Source organism: Mesorhizobium sp. AA23 (assembly GCF_001672435.1).
Classification (GTDB): domain Bacteria; phylum Pseudomonadota; class Alphaproteobacteria; order Rhizobiales; family Rhizobiaceae; genus Mesorhizobium.
In genome coordinates, this window is the sequence record NZ_LYTP01000033.1 from 186,501 (window position 1) to 203,704 (window position 17,204).

19 protein-coding genes and 1 tRNA gene are annotated in these 17,204 nt (G+C 62.6%); 7 read left to right on the top strand and 13 right to left on the bottom strand.

Annotation, left to right across the window (positions count from 1 at the left end; translation table 11 throughout):
• Positions 1 to 21: 21 nt before the first annotated feature.
• Positions 22 to 342 carry a hypothetical protein gene (locus A9K66_RS28745; protein WP_127246644.1) on the bottom strand — a complete coding sequence of 107 codons (321 nt, stop codon included), beginning with the start codon at positions 340 to 342 and terminating at the stop codon, positions 22 to 24.
• A 460-nt stretch (positions 343 to 802) separates the two neighbouring features.
• Here A9K66_RS28745 and A9K66_RS28750 point away from each other — a divergent pair, with 460 nt between their 5' ends.
• Complete coding sequence (locus A9K66_RS28750; protein ID WP_067330644.1) at positions 803 to 1,231, top strand: hypothetical protein; 429 nt, start codon at positions 803 to 805, stop codon at positions 1,229 to 1,231.
• A gap of 68 nt (positions 1,232 to 1,299) precedes the next feature.
• Here A9K66_RS28750 and A9K66_RS28755 read toward each other — a convergent pair whose 3' ends face one another.
• The 3 genes from A9K66_RS28755 to A9K66_RS31555 form a co-directional block, all read right to left on the bottom strand.
• Complete coding sequence (locus A9K66_RS28755; protein WP_067330646.1) at positions 1,300 to 2,802, bottom strand: PAS domain S-box protein; 1,503 nt, start codon at positions 2,800 to 2,802, stop codon at positions 1,300 to 1,302.
• A 321-nt stretch (positions 2,803 to 3,123) separates the two neighbouring features.
• Positions 3,124 to 4,320 carry an NAD(P)/FAD-dependent oxidoreductase gene (locus A9K66_RS28760; protein WP_067330649.1) on the bottom strand — a complete coding sequence of 399 codons (1,197 nt, stop codon included), beginning with the start codon at positions 4,318 to 4,320 and terminating at the stop codon, positions 3,124 to 3,126.
• 104 nt (positions 4,321 to 4,424) lie between these two features.
• Complete coding sequence (locus A9K66_RS31555) at positions 4,425 to 5,396, bottom strand: NAD(P)H-dependent oxidoreductase (protein WP_127324474.1); 972 nt, start codon at positions 5,394 to 5,396, stop codon at positions 4,425 to 4,427.
• 289 nt (positions 5,397 to 5,685) lie between these two features.
• Here A9K66_RS31555 and A9K66_RS28770 point away from each other — a divergent pair, with 289 nt between their 5' ends.
• Both A9K66_RS28770 and A9K66_RS28775 read left to right on the top strand, forming a co-directional pair.
• Complete coding sequence (locus tag A9K66_RS28770; protein WP_066999298.1) at positions 5,686 to 5,991, top strand: ETC complex I subunit; 306 nt, start codon at positions 5,686 to 5,688, stop codon at positions 5,989 to 5,991.
• Between the two features lie 117 nt (positions 5,992 to 6,108).
• Positions 6,109 to 6,185: transfer RNA gene (locus tag A9K66_RS28775), tRNA-Arg, on the top strand.
• A 143-nt stretch (positions 6,186 to 6,328) separates the two neighbouring features.
• Here A9K66_RS28775 and A9K66_RS28780 read toward each other — a convergent pair.
• The gene (locus A9K66_RS28780; protein ID WP_067330655.1) at positions 6,329 to 7,114 is read right to left on the bottom strand and encodes a hypothetical protein; all 786 of its coding nucleotides are present in this window, start codon (positions 7,112 to 7,114) and stop codon (positions 6,329 to 6,331) included.
• Positions 7,115 to 7,347: 233 nt separating this feature from the next.
• On the opposite strand from A9K66_RS28780, the gene A9K66_RS31665 reads away from it, so the two are divergent.
• Positions 7,348 to 7,929 carry a CatB-related O-acetyltransferase gene (locus A9K66_RS31665; protein ID WP_067330659.1) on the top strand — a complete coding sequence of 194 codons (582 nt, stop codon included), beginning with the start codon at positions 7,348 to 7,350 and terminating at the stop codon, positions 7,927 to 7,929.
• Positions 7,930 to 8,022: 93 nt separating this feature from the next.
• The gene (locus A9K66_RS28790; RefSeq protein WP_156751167.1) at positions 8,023 to 8,985 is read left to right on the top strand and encodes a glycosyltransferase; all 963 of its coding nucleotides are present in this window, start codon (positions 8,023 to 8,025) and stop codon (positions 8,983 to 8,985) included.
• A 389-nt stretch (positions 8,986 to 9,374) separates the two neighbouring features.
• Here the strand turns inward: A9K66_RS28790 and A9K66_RS28795 are convergent, their stop codons facing one another.
• The 3 genes from A9K66_RS28795 to A9K66_RS28805 all read right to left on the bottom strand — a co-directional run bounded on the left by A9K66_RS28795 (position 9,375) and on the right by A9K66_RS28805 (position 10,616).
• Positions 9,375 to 9,677, bottom strand: a complete 303-nt coding sequence (locus tag A9K66_RS28795; protein WP_067330665.1) for a DUF982 domain-containing protein — start codon at positions 9,675 to 9,677, stop codon at positions 9,375 to 9,377.
• Between the two features lie 359 nt (positions 9,678 to 10,036).
• Entirely contained in the window at positions 10,037 to 10,282 is a 246-nt protein-coding gene (locus A9K66_RS28800) for a DUF982 domain-containing protein (protein WP_067330667.1), read from the bottom strand.
• Between the two features lie 115 nt (positions 10,283 to 10,397).
• Positions 10,398 to 10,616: a hypothetical protein gene (locus A9K66_RS28805; RefSeq protein ID WP_245299680.1), complete on the bottom strand. Its 219-nt coding sequence runs from the start codon at positions 10,614 to 10,616 to the stop codon at positions 10,398 to 10,400.
• Between the two features lie 423 nt (positions 10,617 to 11,039).
• Between A9K66_RS28805 and A9K66_RS28810 the strand changes: the two genes are divergently transcribed.
• A complete protein-coding gene (locus A9K66_RS28810; RefSeq protein ID WP_066999308.1) occupies positions 11,040 to 11,399 on the top strand; it encodes a metalloregulator ArsR/SmtB family transcription factor in 360 nt (119 codons plus the stop codon).
• Entirely contained in the window at positions 11,396 to 11,671 is a 276-nt protein-coding gene (locus tag A9K66_RS28815; protein WP_067330670.1) for a hypothetical protein, read from the top strand. The genes A9K66_RS28810 and A9K66_RS28815 overlap by 4 nt, the downstream gene beginning before the upstream one ends.
• 250 nt (positions 11,672 to 11,921) lie before the next feature.
• Here A9K66_RS28815 and A9K66_RS28820 read toward each other — a convergent pair whose 3' ends face one another.
• From A9K66_RS28820 to A9K66_RS28840, 5 genes are all read right to left on the bottom strand, one after another.
• Positions 11,922 to 12,728, bottom strand: a complete 807-nt coding sequence (locus A9K66_RS28820) for an ABC transporter permease (RefSeq protein ID WP_067330673.1) — start codon at positions 12,726 to 12,728, stop codon at positions 11,922 to 11,924.
• A 4-nt stretch (positions 12,729 to 12,732) separates the two neighbouring features.
• Positions 12,733 to 13,566, bottom strand: coding sequence for an ABC transporter permease (locus A9K66_RS28825; protein ID WP_067330676.1), 834 nt, complete (start codon positions 13,564 to 13,566; stop codon positions 12,733 to 12,735).
• A gap of 23 nt (positions 13,567 to 13,589) precedes the next feature.
• On the bottom strand, positions 13,590 to 14,702 hold the full coding sequence (locus tag A9K66_RS28830; RefSeq protein WP_066999254.1) for an ABC transporter substrate-binding protein: 1,113 nt from the start codon (positions 14,700 to 14,702) through the stop codon (positions 13,590 to 13,592).
• 68 nt (positions 14,703 to 14,770) lie between these two features.
• Complete coding sequence (locus A9K66_RS28835; RefSeq protein ID WP_067330678.1) at positions 14,771 to 15,865, bottom strand: ABC transporter ATP-binding protein; 1,095 nt, start codon at positions 15,863 to 15,865, stop codon at positions 14,771 to 14,773.
• Between the two features lie 390 nt (positions 15,866 to 16,255).
• Entirely contained in the window at positions 16,256 to 17,152 is an 897-nt protein-coding gene (locus A9K66_RS28840) for a LysR substrate-binding domain-containing protein (RefSeq protein ID WP_066999260.1), read from the bottom strand.
• Positions 17,153 to 17,204 lie beyond the last annotated feature (52 nt).

The following is a 17,204-nucleotide window of genomic DNA, read 5'->3' on the forward strand; positions in this document are numbered from 1 at the left end:
ACCGGCATCGGTCGCGCCCGACTACTGCGCGCCGGGCGTCCACTCAGGCAGCGGCGCAAGGCTGTGGTTGAACTGTTTCCACCACATGGACTTATCTATCTCGCAGCAGGCGACAAGCAGGGCGTGCGCCTTCTCGAAAGCCTGGGTAGCGATTTCATCAAAGGTCATCTGCGCGTCGTACGGGACTGACACCACCAGTTCCTGACCGGTTTGTGTGCCGCCTTCGTCGACCTGAAGATAAAGCCAAACGACGAAATGCGCGCCCTGGCCACTCGCGTCGGCGTTGCCGATCTTGATGCGGTCGATGCCTGCTGCAGTGACTTTCATGCCGAAGTCCTTCATTTTGGGATTCATGGAATTCCAGAAGTTCGCAGCAATCAGAAAGGTTCCGGGACCGCTGTTCCTATGGTGAAGCATTGATAAAGAGGTACCACCTGGCTGCCGGGCGGGGGCGCAAGCGGCCACGCGCGCACAACCTCGGTCCGAACCCTGGACGTCCGATCGTCGCCGTCTTGCCCTACTGACGGTGCCATGTGATGGTTTTATATAACCTATTGATTTAATTGAATAAGCGTAGGCCCGGATGCCTCTATGCAGCAGCATCGCAACGTTGCCTTTTGACGGCGGAGCCCAGGAACGCTCCGTTGCCAGCAAACCTTCGCGCGTCGGCCCGTCGACCGATCAACCGCGCGCCGAAGGGCTGTTCATTGCAACGCACTGGGATGGCGCGCGTTTTATTGATTGGCAGGGCGGTGACCAATGTGAGCGCCGCTTCATAGGCTGACAAGTCGGAGGCGATTAGGTGGCTAAGTTCAAAGAAGCCCTTGAGCGCGGCAAGAAAGCTCCTCGCCAGCAAAAGGAGGATGCGAACGCCACGGTGCCGGATTTCGGCACCCAAGCCAGGGCCTGGCTGGACGATGTCGTTGTTGCGTCGTTGGTAGCGGCCAAGGCAGAGGTGTCGGGCGAGATGACCATCGACATAGACACCGTTCCGCGGGGCCGTGACAAAGCGCTGACGCCCTCTGTTCGGTTTCGAATCTACCGAAAGCCGGAAGTGAAAAACACCGCCGGAAGGGTATTCACCGTCAACGTTCACGTCAGTGGGGAGGTGTCGGTTTCGTCACCCGGTATGGTCGCCGAGGATGTTGGAAATATAGGGAACAGGTCCGGCGAGAGGTTTCGCAATTTGGTTGTCAAGCTGATCGAAGACGCCGCTAGGGACATGAGCTAGCCCGACTGTCATGCTCGATTGGTCGACCCGGCCGAGGAGATCCCCACCTCAGCTCGGCCTTCTGGTCGTCAGGCAGAAAATCTTTCACCGTCAAGCGTGATCTCGATAGTGACGCCGGCCGGGTCCCAGTTTCGCTCGACTCGGCCCAACTGGCTCGCGGCGACGCGGACCAGGCGGCTCCCGAAACCTTCTTCTTCGGTTGCGACGGGAGGTGGTCCTCCAACCTCTCGCCATTGAATAAGCACCTTGCCGTCCCGATTGGCGCAAGCGATCTCTATTGAGCCGGCGGCCGCCGAGAGGCTGCCATGTTTGGCGGCGTTGGTGGCGAATTCGTGCAGCAGGAGGGAAAGTGGCGTGATCATTGCCGCGGGCACGGGAATATCGATGCCGGTGATCGCGAAGCGGGGATGCTCATCGGCCGCATGGCGGTATGGCGCGAGGATCGCGTTGACCAATGTATGCAGGCTCGTGGAGACCTGAGCAGAGCGGCCACCAGACGTGAGCATCGTCAGCGCATGCGCCCGCGCCAAGGCGCCGAGGCGGTCAGACACGATCGAGGCGAGCGCCGCCGGCGTTTCGGCGGCCGAAGCGCTCAGCTTGACGATCGAGCTTGCGATGGCGAAGAGGTTCTTCACACGGTGGTCCATCTCGCGGAGCAGTATCTCCCGCTGCTCTTGCGCGCGCAGCCGCTCGGAGATGCCGCGGGCGATCTTGGAGGCACCGACAATTGCGCCCGACGCGTCCGCGATGGGGGAAACGGTCAAAGAGATGGGAACGATACTGCCGTCCTTGCGCAGGCGAACGGTCTCGAAATGCTCGACATGCTCTCCATCCCGAATGCGCGCCAGGATCTCCCTGTCCTCGTTCCGGCGATCGGGCGGTATCAGCAACATGAGCGAACGACCGACAATTTCCGCGCGGGGGTAGCCGTAGAGCCGCTCGGCGCCACGGTTCCAGTCCGTGACGATGCCGTCGGGATCCGTCGCGATGATCGCATCATCCGAGGATTCGACAAGCGCGCTCAGCCGCGCCGCAGTGGTTTCCGCGTGGCCCCGTTCGATCGCAAACCCGAGCTGGCGGGCAATGGTCAACGCAAGTTCGCGTTCACGATCGGTGAAGCTATGGGGGGCTGGGTAGTAGACCATGAACTTGCCGATGAGCTCGCGGGAGCTGGCAAGCGGGATAAAGGCCAGCGCTTCGATGCCTTCGCCGAGGACCGTGTCGATGAGTTGCTGAGATTCACCGCTGAAACGAATATCCTCGACAAAGATGGGCTCGGCGTCGCGCTGATCGGTTGTCCACGGCGTGTGGCCGTTGACAGCCTTGCGGTATTCTTCAGACAGTGAGCGCCACGCGACGAAGCTCATGACGCCGTGGTTGTCAAATCTCAGGATCGAGGCGCGCGACGAACCGAGGGCGTCGCATATGGCATCCAGGGCCGCATCGTAGATCTCGACGAGCCCATGGGCGCGGTAAAGTCGGTCGGTGAGGCGAAAGAGGACGGTTTGCTCGCGGGCAATATCGCCGTCGGCTTGCTCACGCTGGCCGCGCCCTGTGGCCGTAACACTCATAGCCCCTTGCTGCATCGAGTCCTTGACCCAACCGCCTAACGCAGCACCGCGTCGATCGCCCCCTTCGACCGCCGGGTACGATCCCCGACCATGCTCGACAATATGCGCTTTGCGCGGTTTCGCAATAGGACTTGTCACGTTGCGGCGCGGCGGCTGGTGTCGCCGACGAGCCGCGAGCGGCGCCCGTCTAGCGGCTTGAGCCAAATGGCAATTCGCGATCCCAAATCAGGTGCCTACCAGGCCGCGCCGTACTCCGACGCTCGCGGCATATAAAGCTTCCGCGGCCGGCCCAAACGGAAGCCTCGCGCGCAGACTGGCGCCTCAGCGCCTTTGCTTGGCAATCCTGCCGGCGATCGCCGCGCCCTGGATGCGCGCATTGGCGAAGCAGCCGCGAATGCTCGGCCGCATGCCGGTGAACCAGAGGCCGGGCAGTTTCGGGTCGTTCGCCGGGCCGTTGAACAGCGGCACCCTCTTGGCATCGAGCACGCCGAGCCTGCCCACCATCGCCTCCAGCCCGGTGCGGTAACCGGTGGCGGCAATGACGATGTCAGGCGCGATCGACTGGCCGCTTTCGAGAACGACGCCGTCGTGCCTGAATTCCTTGACCTGCGGCACGACGACGATGCGGCCGGCCTTGATCGCGTCGACCGCGCCGTCATCGGCGGCGATCGCCGTATAGTCCGAGCCGAGGCGGCTGGCGCCGCCCGACGGGGCGGGGGGCAGGCCGTATTTCCCGAGATCGCCGAAGACCAGCCGCTGCGTCGCCGCCAACACCGCATCGGCGAGCCGGGCAGGCAGTCTCGCCATGACGGGCGAGAAACGATGCACGGCGATCTTGCCGATGCGCTTGGGCAGCAGTGACGGCCCGTTCCGCGCCGAGAGCCACATCTGCCCGGTCTCGACGCCGGAAAGATGGTTGAGCGCGTCGAAGCCGGAATTGCCGGCGCCGACCACCAGCACTTTTTTCCCGGCATAGTCGCTCGCCCGGCCGAAATGCGCCGAATGGACGATCTTGCCCGAAAAATCCTTCATGCCTTTCCAGGCCGGGATGAAGGGTTGTCGGTCGCGCCCGGTGGCGATCACCACGTGGCGCGCCGCTCGCGGTCCCGTGCTGGTCTTCAGCAGCCAGTGATCGCCGCGGAAATCGATTTCCTCGACGATGACGCCGAAGGCGATCGGCAGCCGGTGCGTCTGGGCGAAGTCGTTGAACAGGCGGATCACCGCGCTGCGGTGCGGAAAGGCGGGCGTGCCTTGCGGAAATGAAACGCCGGGCAGCGTTGAGAGGTCGCGATGCGTGTTGAGATGCAGGTTCTCATGGCGGTGGTGCCAGGGCTCGGCCAGCCGCCCCTCGCGCTCGAGGATCTCGGTGGCGATCCCGGCCTCGATCAGGGCGTAGGCCGCCGCCAATCCGGCCGCGCCGGCGCCGATCACGATCGCGCCTTCGAGGATCGCCGGCTCGCCGGTCCAATCCGACGAGATTTCCGCTTCCATGCCCATTCTTGTCTTTGTCGTCGTCATGGCTCTCACGTGCCACGGCCATGTATCCGACATATGCCGCTGACGACGCAATGGGAATAGGCCGTGGTTGCAAAGAGCCCGGCATTGTGTCGCGGATAGGGAGATTATCCGTTGGCGGGGTCGGCGTGGCGATGCACAAGCTTGAAGGCGCCGTCCTCCAGCCGGAACACTTCCGTCACCCGCAAGGTCATCTCGGCCGGCTGTCCGTTCTTGCCCATGCGCGCCTTCGCATGCTGCAGCCCGGTCCAGAAGGCGAGATCGCCGCTCGCGGAGGCCTGCAGCACCTCGATGTCGGTGCTGCCGCCTTCGTGGAAGCTGGCGGCGTCGCGCTCGTATCGGCCGGCAACGGCATCGGCGCCTTCGAGATGGTCGCCGCGCGGCGAAAAGAAGGTGGCCGGCTCGCTATGCGTCACGATGGCCTTCAACGACGTAGCATTGCCGTTGACATAATCCTCGGCGATCTTCTCACGCTGCTTCATGAAGGCGTCGAAGGACGAGCCGCCCGGCCGCACGGTTCTGATCCACGTCTCCAGCGCCTCGATGAAATCTTTCAGGAGGGCGGCCGTGTCGCTGTTCTTAACCGCGCCGCTGTCGTCGAGCAGCTCGGCGACATTTCCGATATAGGCCTCCGGCTGCTGCATCACCGGCATGTCGAGGAAGACAAAGCTCTGCCTGAGCGCCTGGTTGGAACCGAAGGCGCCGATCTTGCCCGGGCTCACGCTGACGACGCCGGCGGGCAGGCCTTTGAAGACGCTCTTGCCAGAGGGGCGTGAGCCGACGTCGAGGGCGTTCTTCAGGCAGCCCGGGATCGAACGGTTGTATTCCGGCGTGACGAACAGCACCGCGTCGCATTCCCCGATGGCGGCGCGGAACGCCGACCAGGCGGCAGGCGGCGTCTCGCCCTCGAGATCCTGATTATACAAAGGCAGCTCGCCGATCTCGATGAAGCGGCAGCGCAGCGAATCCGGTGCGCGGGCCGCCAGCGCCTTGGCGATCTTGCGGCTGTAGGATTGGGCCCGCAGACTGCCGACAAGCACGGCCAGCTGCAGGACGGGATGTTCGGTTGTCATGGTCATGGCGGACTGTCCAGGCTTGTTGAGGGCATGGCGACGCGAGGCGGACATAACGAAGTCCCCGCAACCTTGGACCTTTGGCCGGAGCGGCTGTGCTGGTCGCCTCTCTTTTCGGTTAATGTCCGGGCTGGCGCGAGGTTCCGACCTCCGCTGGCCAAGCCGTGGCTGCGTATGGCCTTGCCGCCGGCGCCGTTGCACAGTATTGACGGGCTGGCGCGTGGCCTAAGGCTCCATTCGGCCTTTTGGCGCGCGCTAAATGATTGCCCGGTCTTCGGGCGGCAAAGAGGTGGCCATGTCCGCGCGCATTTTCAGCCCAGCCAAAACCGCGATGCAGTCCGGCAAGGCCAAGACCGGCCACTGGGTGCTGGAATTCGATCCAGCCCAGCGCAAGAAGATCGATCCGCTGATGGGTTACACCTCGTCCGGCGATATGCTGAGCCAGGTGCGGCTCACCTTCGATACCAGAGAAGAGGCGGTCGCCTATGCCGAGAAGCAGGGCATTGCCTATCGTGTCGAGGAGCCGAAGGAGCCGAAGCGCCGGCAGATTTCCTATTCGGACAATTTCCGCTATGACCGCAGGACGCCCTGGACCCATTGAGCAATCCGAGCAAAAGTGCACAGCGGTTTTCCGTCCGGAATTGCGTAACAAAATCGGAGCGGATCATCCTTTTAGATCGATCCGCGTACTCGCATCAGCCGGCTCCGGCCGGCCAGCGGTCCCGTAGCTCAGCTGGATAGAGCACCGGCCTTCTAAGCCGATGGTCGCAGGTTCGAATCCTGCCGGGATCGCCATTAATTTCAACCACTTAGCTGCTATTGCTTTGAAAAGCTCCAACTCGCCAACAAGGCGAGTTCCAACTTTTCATCTTGGTCGTTCTCACGGATGGCAGAGGCGGCGGGCACGTGCTTGATCGCACCCTGCGTGGGAACCAAGATCAAGCGGACCACATGCGTCGCTGGTGCCATAGGTCTACGGGAGTTCGCCAAAGACGATATCGAGCGGCTTTTGCGATTTGCTGGGCAATTGTAGCGTCGCCGTAGAGACTGAAGAATTGACGAACACGCTGCCCGGCGAACAGCTTTTTGCCCCGCGTGTTGTAGTTCCTGATTTTCAGGCGATGCGGACTGACGGTTCGGCCATCTTGGGATAAGGCGATGCCAATGCAGAACTGCTCAGCAGCATCTATCTTGGCGATCTCATGAACGGCGAGCATCGGAAGATAGGCATCGAGCAAGGCAGGAAGGTTGTCGCGGTGCACGCCAAGGACGCCACTATTCCACATCGGTTCATGGCCGGTCACAACATGGTCGCCGACCCGAACACCTTTGCCCTCCAGCCGCGGGCACCACGCATGCGGCCCCTCGCAAAGACGCATGATTGAATGGCCGGGCCTAATAGCCCCGAAGGCTCGGGACAGGTCTCCGACCGGGTACATATCCGTGTCCATGAAAAGCAATCGGTCAGCGCGCTTCAAAAGCTCGATAAGGCCCCCAGCCTTGATCCCGAAATGATAGCGCCAATCGAAGGATAGCTCCTTCTTCTTCTCGGCGCTCACTAGGATAGTCTCAAGCGGGTATCCGCGGAAGAATGCCGGCTTGTCAGTTGCCACGATAATCCTGGCTTTCGGGCTATGGTGCAAAAGCTTGAGTGCGCTGAGTAGCGCACCGAGGTGATAAAGCTCGTTATCGCCATAGGCGATATAACCAAAGACGTCATTCATTCAGTCAAGTCGTCATTCTGTTAAGTCGAAGGGGCGGTTCGCTCCACTAGCAACACTCGCGGCCCCAATCCACCGCAAACACAACACCAACAGAGGAAAAATGCGGCGATCAAAGTCTTCGGCAATCTAGTCTCAAACTGAAGACCACTCGCCCGACTTTGGGAAATTCCTGAGCTTGTGGATTGGGCCCATCTGCGGCTATGTCGCTATGGTGCTGGAGGCGGGGCTTCAGAATGTCCGTATTGTCCACCTGGTTGAGGAACGCTCGGTCGAAGCTGCCGGAACACGTGACCGTGGGACGCCACACTTATGGCTTGTCACGACGGAAGGTCTTTTTTCCCTCGAAGGAGGCCCCGCTGACGGTCGGGGCTTTCTGCTCGATCGCGGGTGACGTGCTTTTCATGTGCTCCGGCCAGCATTTGACCGATCGCGCCACGACATTTCCGATCCACAGCCGGATGCTGAAGCAATCAGATCCCGTCCGAAATGGCGGCAGACCGAGCGGCGTCACGATTGGCAATGATGTTTGGATTGGTCACGGCGCCATAATATTGCCAGGTGTGACGATCGGCGACGGCGCAGTGGTCGGCACCGGGGCCGTGGTCACCAAGGACGTGGCGCCTTATGCGATCGTTGGGGGCTCTCCGGCCCGACTGATCAGATATCGTTTCTCTGAGGATGTAATTTCGAAGTTGCTGGCAATCCGGTGGTGGGAATGGGACGACGAAAAGATCAAAAAGGAAGCCGGCGCGCTCACCGGTCCCATCGAGGCTTTCATCGGCAGGCATTTTGTGGCAGGCATCGCCTCAGTGTAGTGCGGCTGGGATAAACATTCGGCGGCTCAGCCGGATATTCACGGTCGATCTTGAAAGGCCCTTGGTACGAAGCTCGATATTACGGAGGTAGGCTTGCAGCGCCCATGCTACTTCTTGGCCGCGGATAGCAAGTATTTTCCCTATGCATGCCTGGCAGCGCGCCGGATACTGGATGTTTCCGCGCCAATCGATGGCTTCATTCTCCACGTGAAGGCTGATGAGAGCGATATCCAAGTCGCGAGGCGGTTGCTTGGCGACAGAGTAGCGTTGCTCGACGTGTCCGACTTCATGGAACGCGTTGGCTTCCGCTTCGGTACCTACAGCATCGCCGCCTATGTCCGCCTGTTCGCGGACCTGCTACCGCAATTCGACGGTTATGGTCGGATCGCCTACACCGATTGTGATGTCCTGTTCAATCGTGACATCAACGACCTGGCCTGCCAGGAGCTCGAAGCGCCGCTGCTGGCGGCGCACGACGACTACATGTACTTCCGGCCGTCGTATCGCAGAACCTTCAGGATGCAGCCGGGCGCGCCATACTTCAATTCCGGCGTGGTGGTCTTCGACATGGATGCGGTGCGCGTGGAAGGCCTCCTGGAACGGACGCGCCGGACCGCGATCCATCGACAAATGAACGACCAGAACGCGCTTAATGTCGCCTTCGAGGGCAAATGGCAGACGATGCACCCGAACTGGAATCTGATGTCGAACGGCGCCCGGGATTATCGGTTTTCTCAGGCCTATGCACGGCATTTCGCGGGCGGCAAGCCTTGGGGCAGCCAGATTGGAGTCGAGCTTGAAGCCCTCAAGATCTGGCGCGATCTGGCAGAGGATACGCCTTGGAATAAGCCCTTCCGGCAGCGGCTGCCGTTCGAGCGCGGGATAACGAAACGCTTCCTCCGCCGCTTCGATGCCGTCGGCGGTCTCTTCGGTAACGACGTGCATCGCCGCCGCGCGCGTTACGACGCGGCGAAAATGCACCAGATCTACGCAAGGCAAGCGGAAGAGGGCGCGATGGCCGTACAATTCCCGGAGGTGCTCGGCGGGTTTGGCTGATCTTCTTTCCAAATCGGCCGCATCCTGTGGATATTAGCCGCCCGTTCACCATGCCTCTCGCTTCGCATTGAGCGCCGGCGGCCGGCTCGTTGAAATGATACGGCCTGAACAACAGGCGCCCCGAAAGTCCAGCGGCCGGCGTTTTCATGTATCCCCGTCAGGATGTCCGCAAGGGCGTGCTGAAAAGTATGCGTCGGTCGCTGCCCCTCACTCGCTGGGATGCCGCGCAACCAATACCGCACAAAATCAAGCCCGCCCCGGCGATGGGAAGCCGGAACGGGCTCGGCTTGGGTCTGGAACCCGTGTAGTCAGGAGACTACGGAGAAGTAACAGGTCGGCGGCTGCAATGTTCCGAAGTTTCTGGCTTACGGGCCGCCGGGAGCAAGTCCTTAGCGGTAATTCGAGACGATCCGGGTGGCGGATTTTTCCGCACGGGATCGCGACACGCTTCGGGCCAGCAGGCCGGCGGCCTTCGCTGCCTTGCGCAGGGTTTTGCGGGCTTCGGTAGGACTTCTCAAGCCGTCGAGCGCGTCGCGGCAGACGCGGCTTGCCGACCGCCAGGCGCGGTCGCGCGCCCGCCTTGGCCAGCGCAGGTCGAGGCATTCGACTGCCTCGAAGCAGCTTGAGACCTTGCGATGTCCGCTTGGTTCGAAATCGATCACGACCGGCTCGGAAAACCAGACGTCGTTCATCACATGCTCCGTTCATATGTTGGTCTTTTGATAAGCAACGGCGCCGGCAGGCGCCTGTTGGGATGCGGGCCCCGGATGATCGGCGGACCCGCGCATTAACCAAACACTGCCGATAATGTTCCGGAAAATTTTAGAGATTAGCGATGGGCCGGCCGGAGTTGCTCACGTAGCGGATTCATTGCGCCGGCGCGCCGCGCAAAAACATGTGACAACGTCACTGGCCGCGCTGTCGTCCGCGGCGAGATCGGAGCCGACAGGCGGATGAACGCGTCAGGCAGCGGTTTCGGCCGGCGCGGAAGCGTCCGGTCAATTCGCGCGTCGTGTCGCTCTTCTACAGAAGACAGGATGCCGCCTTGGCACTATTCGACCAGCACATGCGCTTCGCGCGCTGCGCTGATGAAGACTTCCCTGGCATTGTCGGCCGGAACGTCGCCGCTCATTGCCCGGCGGCAGGCGCGCAGCGCCGCGCCATGCTGCGCGCTGCCGGCGTCGCGCCATTGGCCCGTCAGCAGCTCCACAGCCTGCTGGGCGTTGGAAATGTGTCGGATCGAGCCTGCCACGCCGACGGCGACTTCGACCGGCCTGGAAAACCATCCCTGGATCATCGCGAAACCCCTAATGCGTTGTGAGCGGATGATAAACGCGCCACCGCGCGGCAAGTTTCATCCCGATATTTCAACAGGATGTGAGCAGCGCGCCGGTAACGGGCGTGGCTGCCGGCTATCTTCCGAGCGGCTTGCGGGACAGTTCGATGAGTTCCGTCTCATCGGTGATGCCGGCCATGTAATTGGCGATGATGCGGGAGGCGCGCGCCTCCTTCTGCTCTTCGGTTTCTCCATCGATGCGGCCGCTCTCGAAGACACGCCCCAACAGCGCCGTCTCGGCGGGCGTGAATGTGTTTCGCGACATGTTGGACACGGGCTTCTTCCTCCAGCTCATGTCCCCCTTGCTCCCCGGCTAAACATTAGCACGGGTTCGGAAACGGGGTGAGTCCTCAAGGAAACGGCGACAACATGCGTCTTTCGCGGCGCCCGGCCGGTCAGGTTTTCGTCTCGTTGTCTGCTCGACGGCATGCCGGAGATGGGGCCAGCTTCGCTATCTTGCTGAAAGTACGAAGCGCTGATACTCATTAGCGGCGCGGAATTATTCCGAGTCTGCGCCAACTTGCGTCGCGCAACAACGCGGCGCAGGCTGTCCGAGACCAAGATCCCGACGTGGTGGCAACCGGGTTACGGAGGGTTTTGGTCGAACAAAGAAGCAGGGCAGGTTCCGACTGCGTGTCGGAGCAGGCCCATCAAATGCTCTGGAATTCCGAAGCCATTGCCCCCGTGGCCTCGGAAGAGCATGAACATGGGGAAACCGATGGTGACCAAGAAACTTACCGCCAACGCAGAAAGCGCGGCAGCCTTTCTTGCGGTAATGGGCAACGAGAAGCGTTTGCTCATCATGAATTACCTGGCCGAGGGCGAATTGTCTGTCGGCGCGCTCGCCGACAAGGTTGAACTCAGCCAGTCCGCACTCTCCCAGCATCTGGCCAAACTGCGCAGGTTTGGCCTGGTCGACACCCGCCGCGACCGCCAGATGGTCTATTATTCCTGCAAGTCGTCCGCGGCGCGTGAGCTCCTCGTTCTGCTCGACGGGCTGCTGACCATGGACAGGCCGCTCGCCGGCCCGGCCCGGCAGGCTCTTGTCGAAAGAATGCGGCCGCCGCAGGCCGCTTGAACGGCTCCGACCGCAGGCGAGGGCGAGCAGCCTTCGCCTGCTTCGCCTGCGCGGCGCGCCCTCTGAAGGCGCGATGCAAACAGGATGGCAATGCGCCGGCCGGCATACCTGCCCTGGCGGCACTTTATGATCACTTCATTCGCCGGGACGCGATCCTGGCCAGAATGCTGCTGCCGGGGAAACCGGTAGCGGCCGGATTTCGTCATGTCGTCACGGGCTGGCCGTCGTCGCCGATCGGGCTCGACTTCTCGCGCTCTTCCCATCACTTTTGATTGAAGGATGCTGCGCCGGCGCGGTCGCGGATGCTCGCAAGGCGATGATATTACGTCTCTTTTCTGCCTCCGCCGCTCGCTCAGGTGGGGCGAAGTTTACGGATTTGTAAATCGCGCGCCGGACTTCGGGTGGCTAGACTTTACGCGATCCACACCCCCGGATCACCACGGGCCAGACTTCCACTTTGGCACCGTCAGAGGCTCGCCGCTCCCGGCGGGCCTCTTTCGTTTTGGGGACAAAGCCGCGGATTTACGGTGCGGCTTGCCGGCGCGCAATCATGCTGCGCACGGCGAGCACCAGCACGGTGATGATGATCAGGATCACCGAAAGGGCTGCGATCGCCGGATCGATGTTGTCGCGCAGTCCCATCCACATCAGGCGCGGCAGCGTGATGGCGTTCACCGAGGTGATGAACAGCGTCACGCCGATCTCTTCCCAGGAGAGCACGAAGGAGAGGAGCGCCGCGGTGACGATGCCGAACTTGATGTTGGGCATGATGACGCGCGTCGCGCGCTCCCACACGCTGGCGCCCAGGCCTCGTGCCGCGAGGTCGATGCGCCGATCGAGCTGGCTGAGCGAGACCAGGATCAGAACGGTGGCGAAGGGCACCGTCATCACCGCGTGCGCCATCGCGACACCCAGCCAGGTGTCGTAACCGAAGAAGGATGAGATGCCGGAGACCGAGGTGAGCAGGAAATACAGCGTCACCGCCGAAACCACCGGCGGCACCACCATCGGCAAAAGCACGAAGCCGACCAGGGCGGCGGTGAAGCGCGGCTGGAACATCCACACGCCGAGACTGAAGGTGAGCGCGAGCGCCGTGGAAATCGCGCTGCTGACCACACCGATGCGGATCGAGAGCAGGATGGACTCCAGCCAGCGCGGATCCTCGATCAGCGAACGGTAGTGGCGCAGCGACAGTTCGCCGGTCGGCATGGTCAACATGCGGCTCGGCGTCAGCGACACCGGGATGACGGCGAGCAATGGCATAAGCAGAAACAGCGCCACCAGGACGGCGAGGATGAGCGAGACGGGACCGGGGCGGTAGGTGGGCATCTTGCTACACCAATTGCTTCGGTTTGACGTAGCGGAACAAGAGCGCCATCAGCGCGCCGACGAACACCACCAGCACGACGCTTATTGCCGCGCCCAGCCCCCAGTCCGGGCTCTGGAAGATGCGAAGATAGATGAGTTCGGCGATCATCACGCTGCGGCCGCCGCCGAGGATCGCCGGCGTGACGAAGAAGCCCAGCGAGAAGACGAAAGTGATCATCGCCGAGCCGATAATGCCCGAGCGCGTCATCGGCACGAACACCGTCCAGAAGGTGCGCATGCGGCTGGAGCCAAGCCCGCGCGCCGCGAGCAGCACGCGCTCGTCGAGGCTGCGCATGGCCGAAGCCAGCGGAAACACCGCGAAGGGGATGAGGAAATGCGACATGCCGACGATGACGCCGAACTCGTTGCGCACGAGCGTCAGCGGCTCGGAGATGAAGCCGATCGATTGCAGCCAGGTGTTGATGAGCCCGCGGTTGGACAACAGCGCCACCCAGCCGAAGGCGCGCGTCAGCACCGAGATCCAGAACGGCACCAGGATGCAGAATTCCGCAAGCACGCGCTGCACCGGGCTGCCGCGCACCCAGACGACCGTGATCGCATAGGCGGCGGTGACGGAAACGATGGTGACGATCGCCGCGATGCGCAACGTGCGGACGAATACCGACTGCACCAGCGGATCGCTGACCAGCGCGCCATATTGGCCGAGTCCCGGCGTCGGCAAGGTGAAGCTCCACTTCACCACGCCGAGGAAAGGCCAGGCATAAGCAAGGACCAGGAACAGGAGCAGCGGCGCCATCAACAGCGCCGCGCCCGTCCTGTCGGAGAGGGTGCCCCTCATGTCAGTTCAGCATCTCCGCCCGCTCAAGCCGAGATGATCTTGGTGTATTCGTCGAGCGCCGCGCCGTAGTTCTTGGCGTACCACTCCATGTCGAGCGGGATCTGCTTCTTCATGTTTTCCGGATCGACCGGGTTGATGCGCTTCTTGTCGGCCGGGATCAGCGCGTCGGCCGCCGGGTTGGCCGGGCCCTGGCCGAGCTTCTCGAACATCACCAGTTCCTTCTGCGGATCCTGCGTGCTGGCGATGAACTTCATCGCAGCTTCCTTGCCGCCGGGGTTGTTCTTCAGAACCGCGAGCGCGCCGGGCGAGATCAGGCCCTGGTCCCAGATGAACTTGATCTGGCCGCCCGAGTCCTGCTCGATCAGCGAGGCGCGCGTCGACCAGACGATCGCCATGGAAGCCTCGCCGTTGAGCAGCACGCTCTGGCTTTCGGCGCCGCCGCCCCAATAGGAGACGACGTTTTCCTTGAAGGCGGCGATCTTGTCATGCGCTCGCTTGAGGTCGAGCGGATAGAGCGAGGCGGGTGCCACGCCGTCGGCGAGCAGGGCGGCTTCCCAGCTCGACACACCCCATTTGTAGAGCGAGCGCTTGCCGGGGAATTTCTTCACGTCGAAAAAGTCGGCCATGCCGGTCGGTGCATTGGAGCCGAACTTCTGCGAGTCGTAGGCGATCACGTAGGAGAAGAAATAGGTCGACGCGGCAAATTCCCAGCCGAAGCCCGGCCGCATCTTGCTCTTATCGACGATCTTGTAGTCGATCGGCTCGAGCATGCCCTGGCCGCCCAGCGTAATGGCCGAGAACGGATCGACGTCGACCAGGTCCCAGGTCGGCGCGCCGCTCTTGAACTGCGCGGCGATCGCGCCCTCGGTCGGGCCCGAGCCGTCCATCTTCACCGGGATGCCGGTATCCTTGGTGAAGGCCTGGCCGTAGGCGGCGTCGTAAGCGGTGATGGCGTCGCCGCCCCAATTCACCAGGACCAGCCCCTTGGTCTCGGCTTGAGCATGGGTCGAGCGCAGCAGCATCGGCGTGCCGGCGAGCACGAGGCCTGCAAGCTGCGCGAATTGCCGGCGCGAGATCTCGCCGCGTTTTGCCCTCTCTGCGAGGGAGTCGATGGTCTGTTTCTTGGTCTCGTTCATGTCAGTTCCCCTTGTTTTAATTGATCTGATCCGGAAACCGACGCGGCGAATTCACGCCGCTTCGGCGCTCATTGTCCTCCGTCCGGCAGGAGGAAGCCCTTTTCCGCCGGCCAGGTCAGCCAGACGGAATTGCCCTTGCTCAACGCTGCCGCCGCCACCTCGTTCGGCACCGAGACGGTGACCTTCGCACCCTGGCGCGTGGTCAGGTCGAGCTTGGTCGCCGCACCCAGATAGGTCGAAGCGACAGCAGTGGCGGCGATGCCGTTTTCGCCGGCCGCTGCCTCCGGCGCGATCGACATGTGTTCCGGCCGGATTGCCAGGATAGCGTCGCCGCGGACCTTTTCTGCTTTGCAGCGCATGTTGACCGCCCGGTCCTCGCAGACACCGGTGGCGCCATTATCGGCGGGCTTGACGCCCTTCACCGGCAGCATGTTGATCTCGCCCAGGAACTCGGCGACGAAGCGGCTGGCCGGCCGGTCGTAGACCTCGTCCGGCCTGCCGACCTGCAAGAGCTTGCCGTGATTGAAGATGGCGACGCGCGAGGAAAGCGCCAGCGCCTCGCTCTGGTCGTGAGTGACGAAGACAAAGGTGGTGCCGGTCTCCTGGTGCAGCCGCTTCATCTCGGCCTGCATCTGGCCGCGCAGGCTCTTGTCCAGCGCCGAGAACGGCTCGTCGAGAAGCAGCACGCCCGGCTCGAACACCAGGGCGCGGGCGAGCGCCACGCGCTGCTGCTGGCCGCCGGAAAGCTGCGCCGGCAATTTCTTCTCGTGGCCTTTGAGACCGACGCGCTCGATCATCTCGCCGACACGGCTTTTGATCTCGGAAGCGGACTTCTTGCGCACCTTGAGCGGAAAGGCGATGTTCTGTTCCACGCTCATATGCGGGAACAAAGCATAGCCCTGGAATACCATGCCGGCGGCGCGCTGTTCGGCCGGCCGGTCGGTAATGTCGGTGCCGTCGCTGAAAAGCTTGCCCTCGCTCGGCTGCACGAAGCCGGCCAAGATCATCAGGAAGGTGGTCTTGCCGGAACCGGATGGCCCAAGCAGCGTCAGGAACTCGCCGCGGCCGATATCGAGCGTGAGATTGTCCAGCGCCCGGAACGAGCCGAAGCTCTTGCCTATCCCGTTCGCCTTGATCTCTGCGGCCCGGCCGGGTTGCTGCATCCTGCCTTCGTCCTCACGCTTGTTTCAAATCGTAGGCATGGCGCGCGTTCACCGCAACCGAATAGTTTTCGTCTGTTCGGCAAATTTGATTCACGGATGGGCAGGTGGCGGGAGCGTCTCCCAAACTTGGGCGTTCGGCGGGCTCGCCAACCTTCGCGATTGGCGAAAGCGTTCATGCCGTCGTCATTTCAGGGCGGAGCAAGGAGCGAAGCGACGCGCGCAGACCCTGGTTGCCATGCTGTGACCTCTGGGAGCTGCAACGGTGCAAAATTCTGATCAAGCGTGCCTTTCGCGATCGCCACGGAATGGATCCTCGGGTCAAGCCCGGGGATGACGACCGGACGGTTGGCGCTCCGAGGGACATCCTAAGGCGTGCCGGCGTCCCCGCCTTCAATACTTCGCCAGCCTGCTTTCCAAAAGCTTCGCCCGCAGCCAGTCGCTGAAGGCATTGAGTACCGGGTGGCCCGCCTTGGCATGCTCGAAGACCAGATAGTAGGAGCGCGGCGAGGGTACCGTCGCTTCGAACGGCTTGACCAGCCGGCCCTCGCTCAGCGCCCGGCGGCCGGTCAGCTCGTCTCCCATGGCGATGCCCTGGCCGGCGATTGCCGCCGAGAAGACAAGGTTCATGTCGGAAAAGAAGATGCCGCCTTCGGTGTCGGGATTCTCCACCTTCGACAGCGCCAGCCAGCGCGCCCAGTCCTCGGTATCGCTGAGATGCAGCAGGTTGGCGCGCAGCACGTCGGCGGGCTTGGAAAAGCCGCCCACCTTGTTGAGCAACGTCGGGCTGCAGAGCGGGGTGAAGGAGACCTCGCAAAGCAGCTCCACCGCGCGGTTCGGCCAGTTGCCGACGCCGAAGGCGATGAAGGCGTCCGCCTCCGGATTGCTGACGTCGTCGAGCCGCCGCGGCGTCAGCACCGACAGCGCGACGTCCGGATACATCTGCTGGAACTCGCCGATATGGGTGCACAGGAACATCGAGGCGAAGCCCGGCGGACAGGAGATGCCGAAGGAGCCGCCGACGCCGGCGCCGCTGTTCTGCGTCCCCGCGTCGCCGAGCACGGTCAGCGCCTTCCTGACATCGGCGGCGTAGCGCTGGCCGCGCGGCGTCAGCGCCACGCCCTTGCCGATGCGCTGCAAGAGATCGAAGCCGAGGTCGCGTTCGAGCAGCCTCAGCTGATGCGAGACGGCGCTGCGGGTGAGGTGGAGTTCATCGGCCGCGCGCCACACGCTGCCGTGACGAGCAAAACTGTCGAGGGCGCGAAGCGCCTGCGTGGAAGGTATGCGCAAGAGGCCTCAGGTGAACCGAATTTGCACGAGCCGGGAAAACATATCACTTTTT

Bases quoted from the DNA above. Each gene is read 5' to 3' on its own strand.
- A9K66_RS28770 (WP_066999298.1), top strand. From the start codon at position 5,686: ATGTCCGCGCGCATTTTCAGCCCAGCCAAAACCGCGATGCAGTCCGGC.
- A9K66_RS28745 (WP_127246644.1), bottom strand. From the start codon at position 342: ATGAAGGACTTCGGCATGAAAGTCACTGCAGCAGGCATCGACCGCATC.
- A9K66_RS31555 (WP_127324474.1), bottom strand. From the start codon at position 5,396: ATGACCATGACAACCGAACATCCCGTCCTGCAGCTGGCCGTGCTTGTC.
- A9K66_RS28760 (WP_067330649.1), bottom strand. From the start codon at position 4,320: ATGACGACGACAAAGACAAGAATGGGCATGGAAGCGGAAATCTCGTCG.
- A9K66_RS28830 (WP_066999254.1), bottom strand. From the start codon at position 14,702: ATGAACGAGACCAAGAAACAGACCATCGACTCCCTCGCAGAGAGGGCA.
- A9K66_RS31665 (WP_067330659.1), top strand. From the start codon at position 7,348: ATGTCCGTATTGTCCACCTGGTTGAGGAACGCTCGGTCGAAGCTGCCG.
- A9K66_RS28835 (WP_067330678.1), bottom strand. From the start codon at position 15,865: ATGCAGCAACCCGGCCGGGCCGCAGAGATCAAGGCGAACGGGATAGGC.
- A9K66_RS28755 (WP_067330646.1), bottom strand. From the start codon at position 2,802: ATGAGTGTTACGGCCACAGGGCGCGGCCAGCGTGAGCAAGCCGACGGC.
- A9K66_RS28825 (WP_067330676.1), bottom strand. From the start codon at position 13,566: ATGAGGGGCACCCTCTCCGACAGGACGGGCGCGGCGCTGTTGATGGCG.
- A9K66_RS28805 (WP_245299680.1), bottom strand. From the start codon at position 10,616: ATGAGCTGGAGGAAGAAGCCCGTGTCCAACATGTCGCGAAACACATTC.
- A9K66_RS28800 (WP_067330667.1), bottom strand. From the start codon at position 10,282: ATGATCCAGGGATGGTTTTCCAGGCCGGTCGAAGTCGCCGTCGGCGTG.
- A9K66_RS28810 (WP_066999308.1), top strand. From the start codon at position 11,040: ATGGTGACCAAGAAACTTACCGCCAACGCAGAAAGCGCGGCAGCCTTT.
- A9K66_RS28795 (WP_067330665.1), bottom strand. From the start codon at position 9,677: ATGAACGACGTCTGGTTTTCCGAGCCGGTCGTGATCGATTTCGAACCA.
- A9K66_RS28780 (WP_067330655.1), bottom strand. From the start codon at position 7,114: ATGAATGACGTCTTTGGTTATATCGCCTATGGCGATAACGAGCTTTAT.
- A9K66_RS28820 (WP_067330673.1), bottom strand. From the start codon at position 12,728: ATGCCCACCTACCGCCCCGGTCCCGTCTCGCTCATCCTCGCCGTCCTG.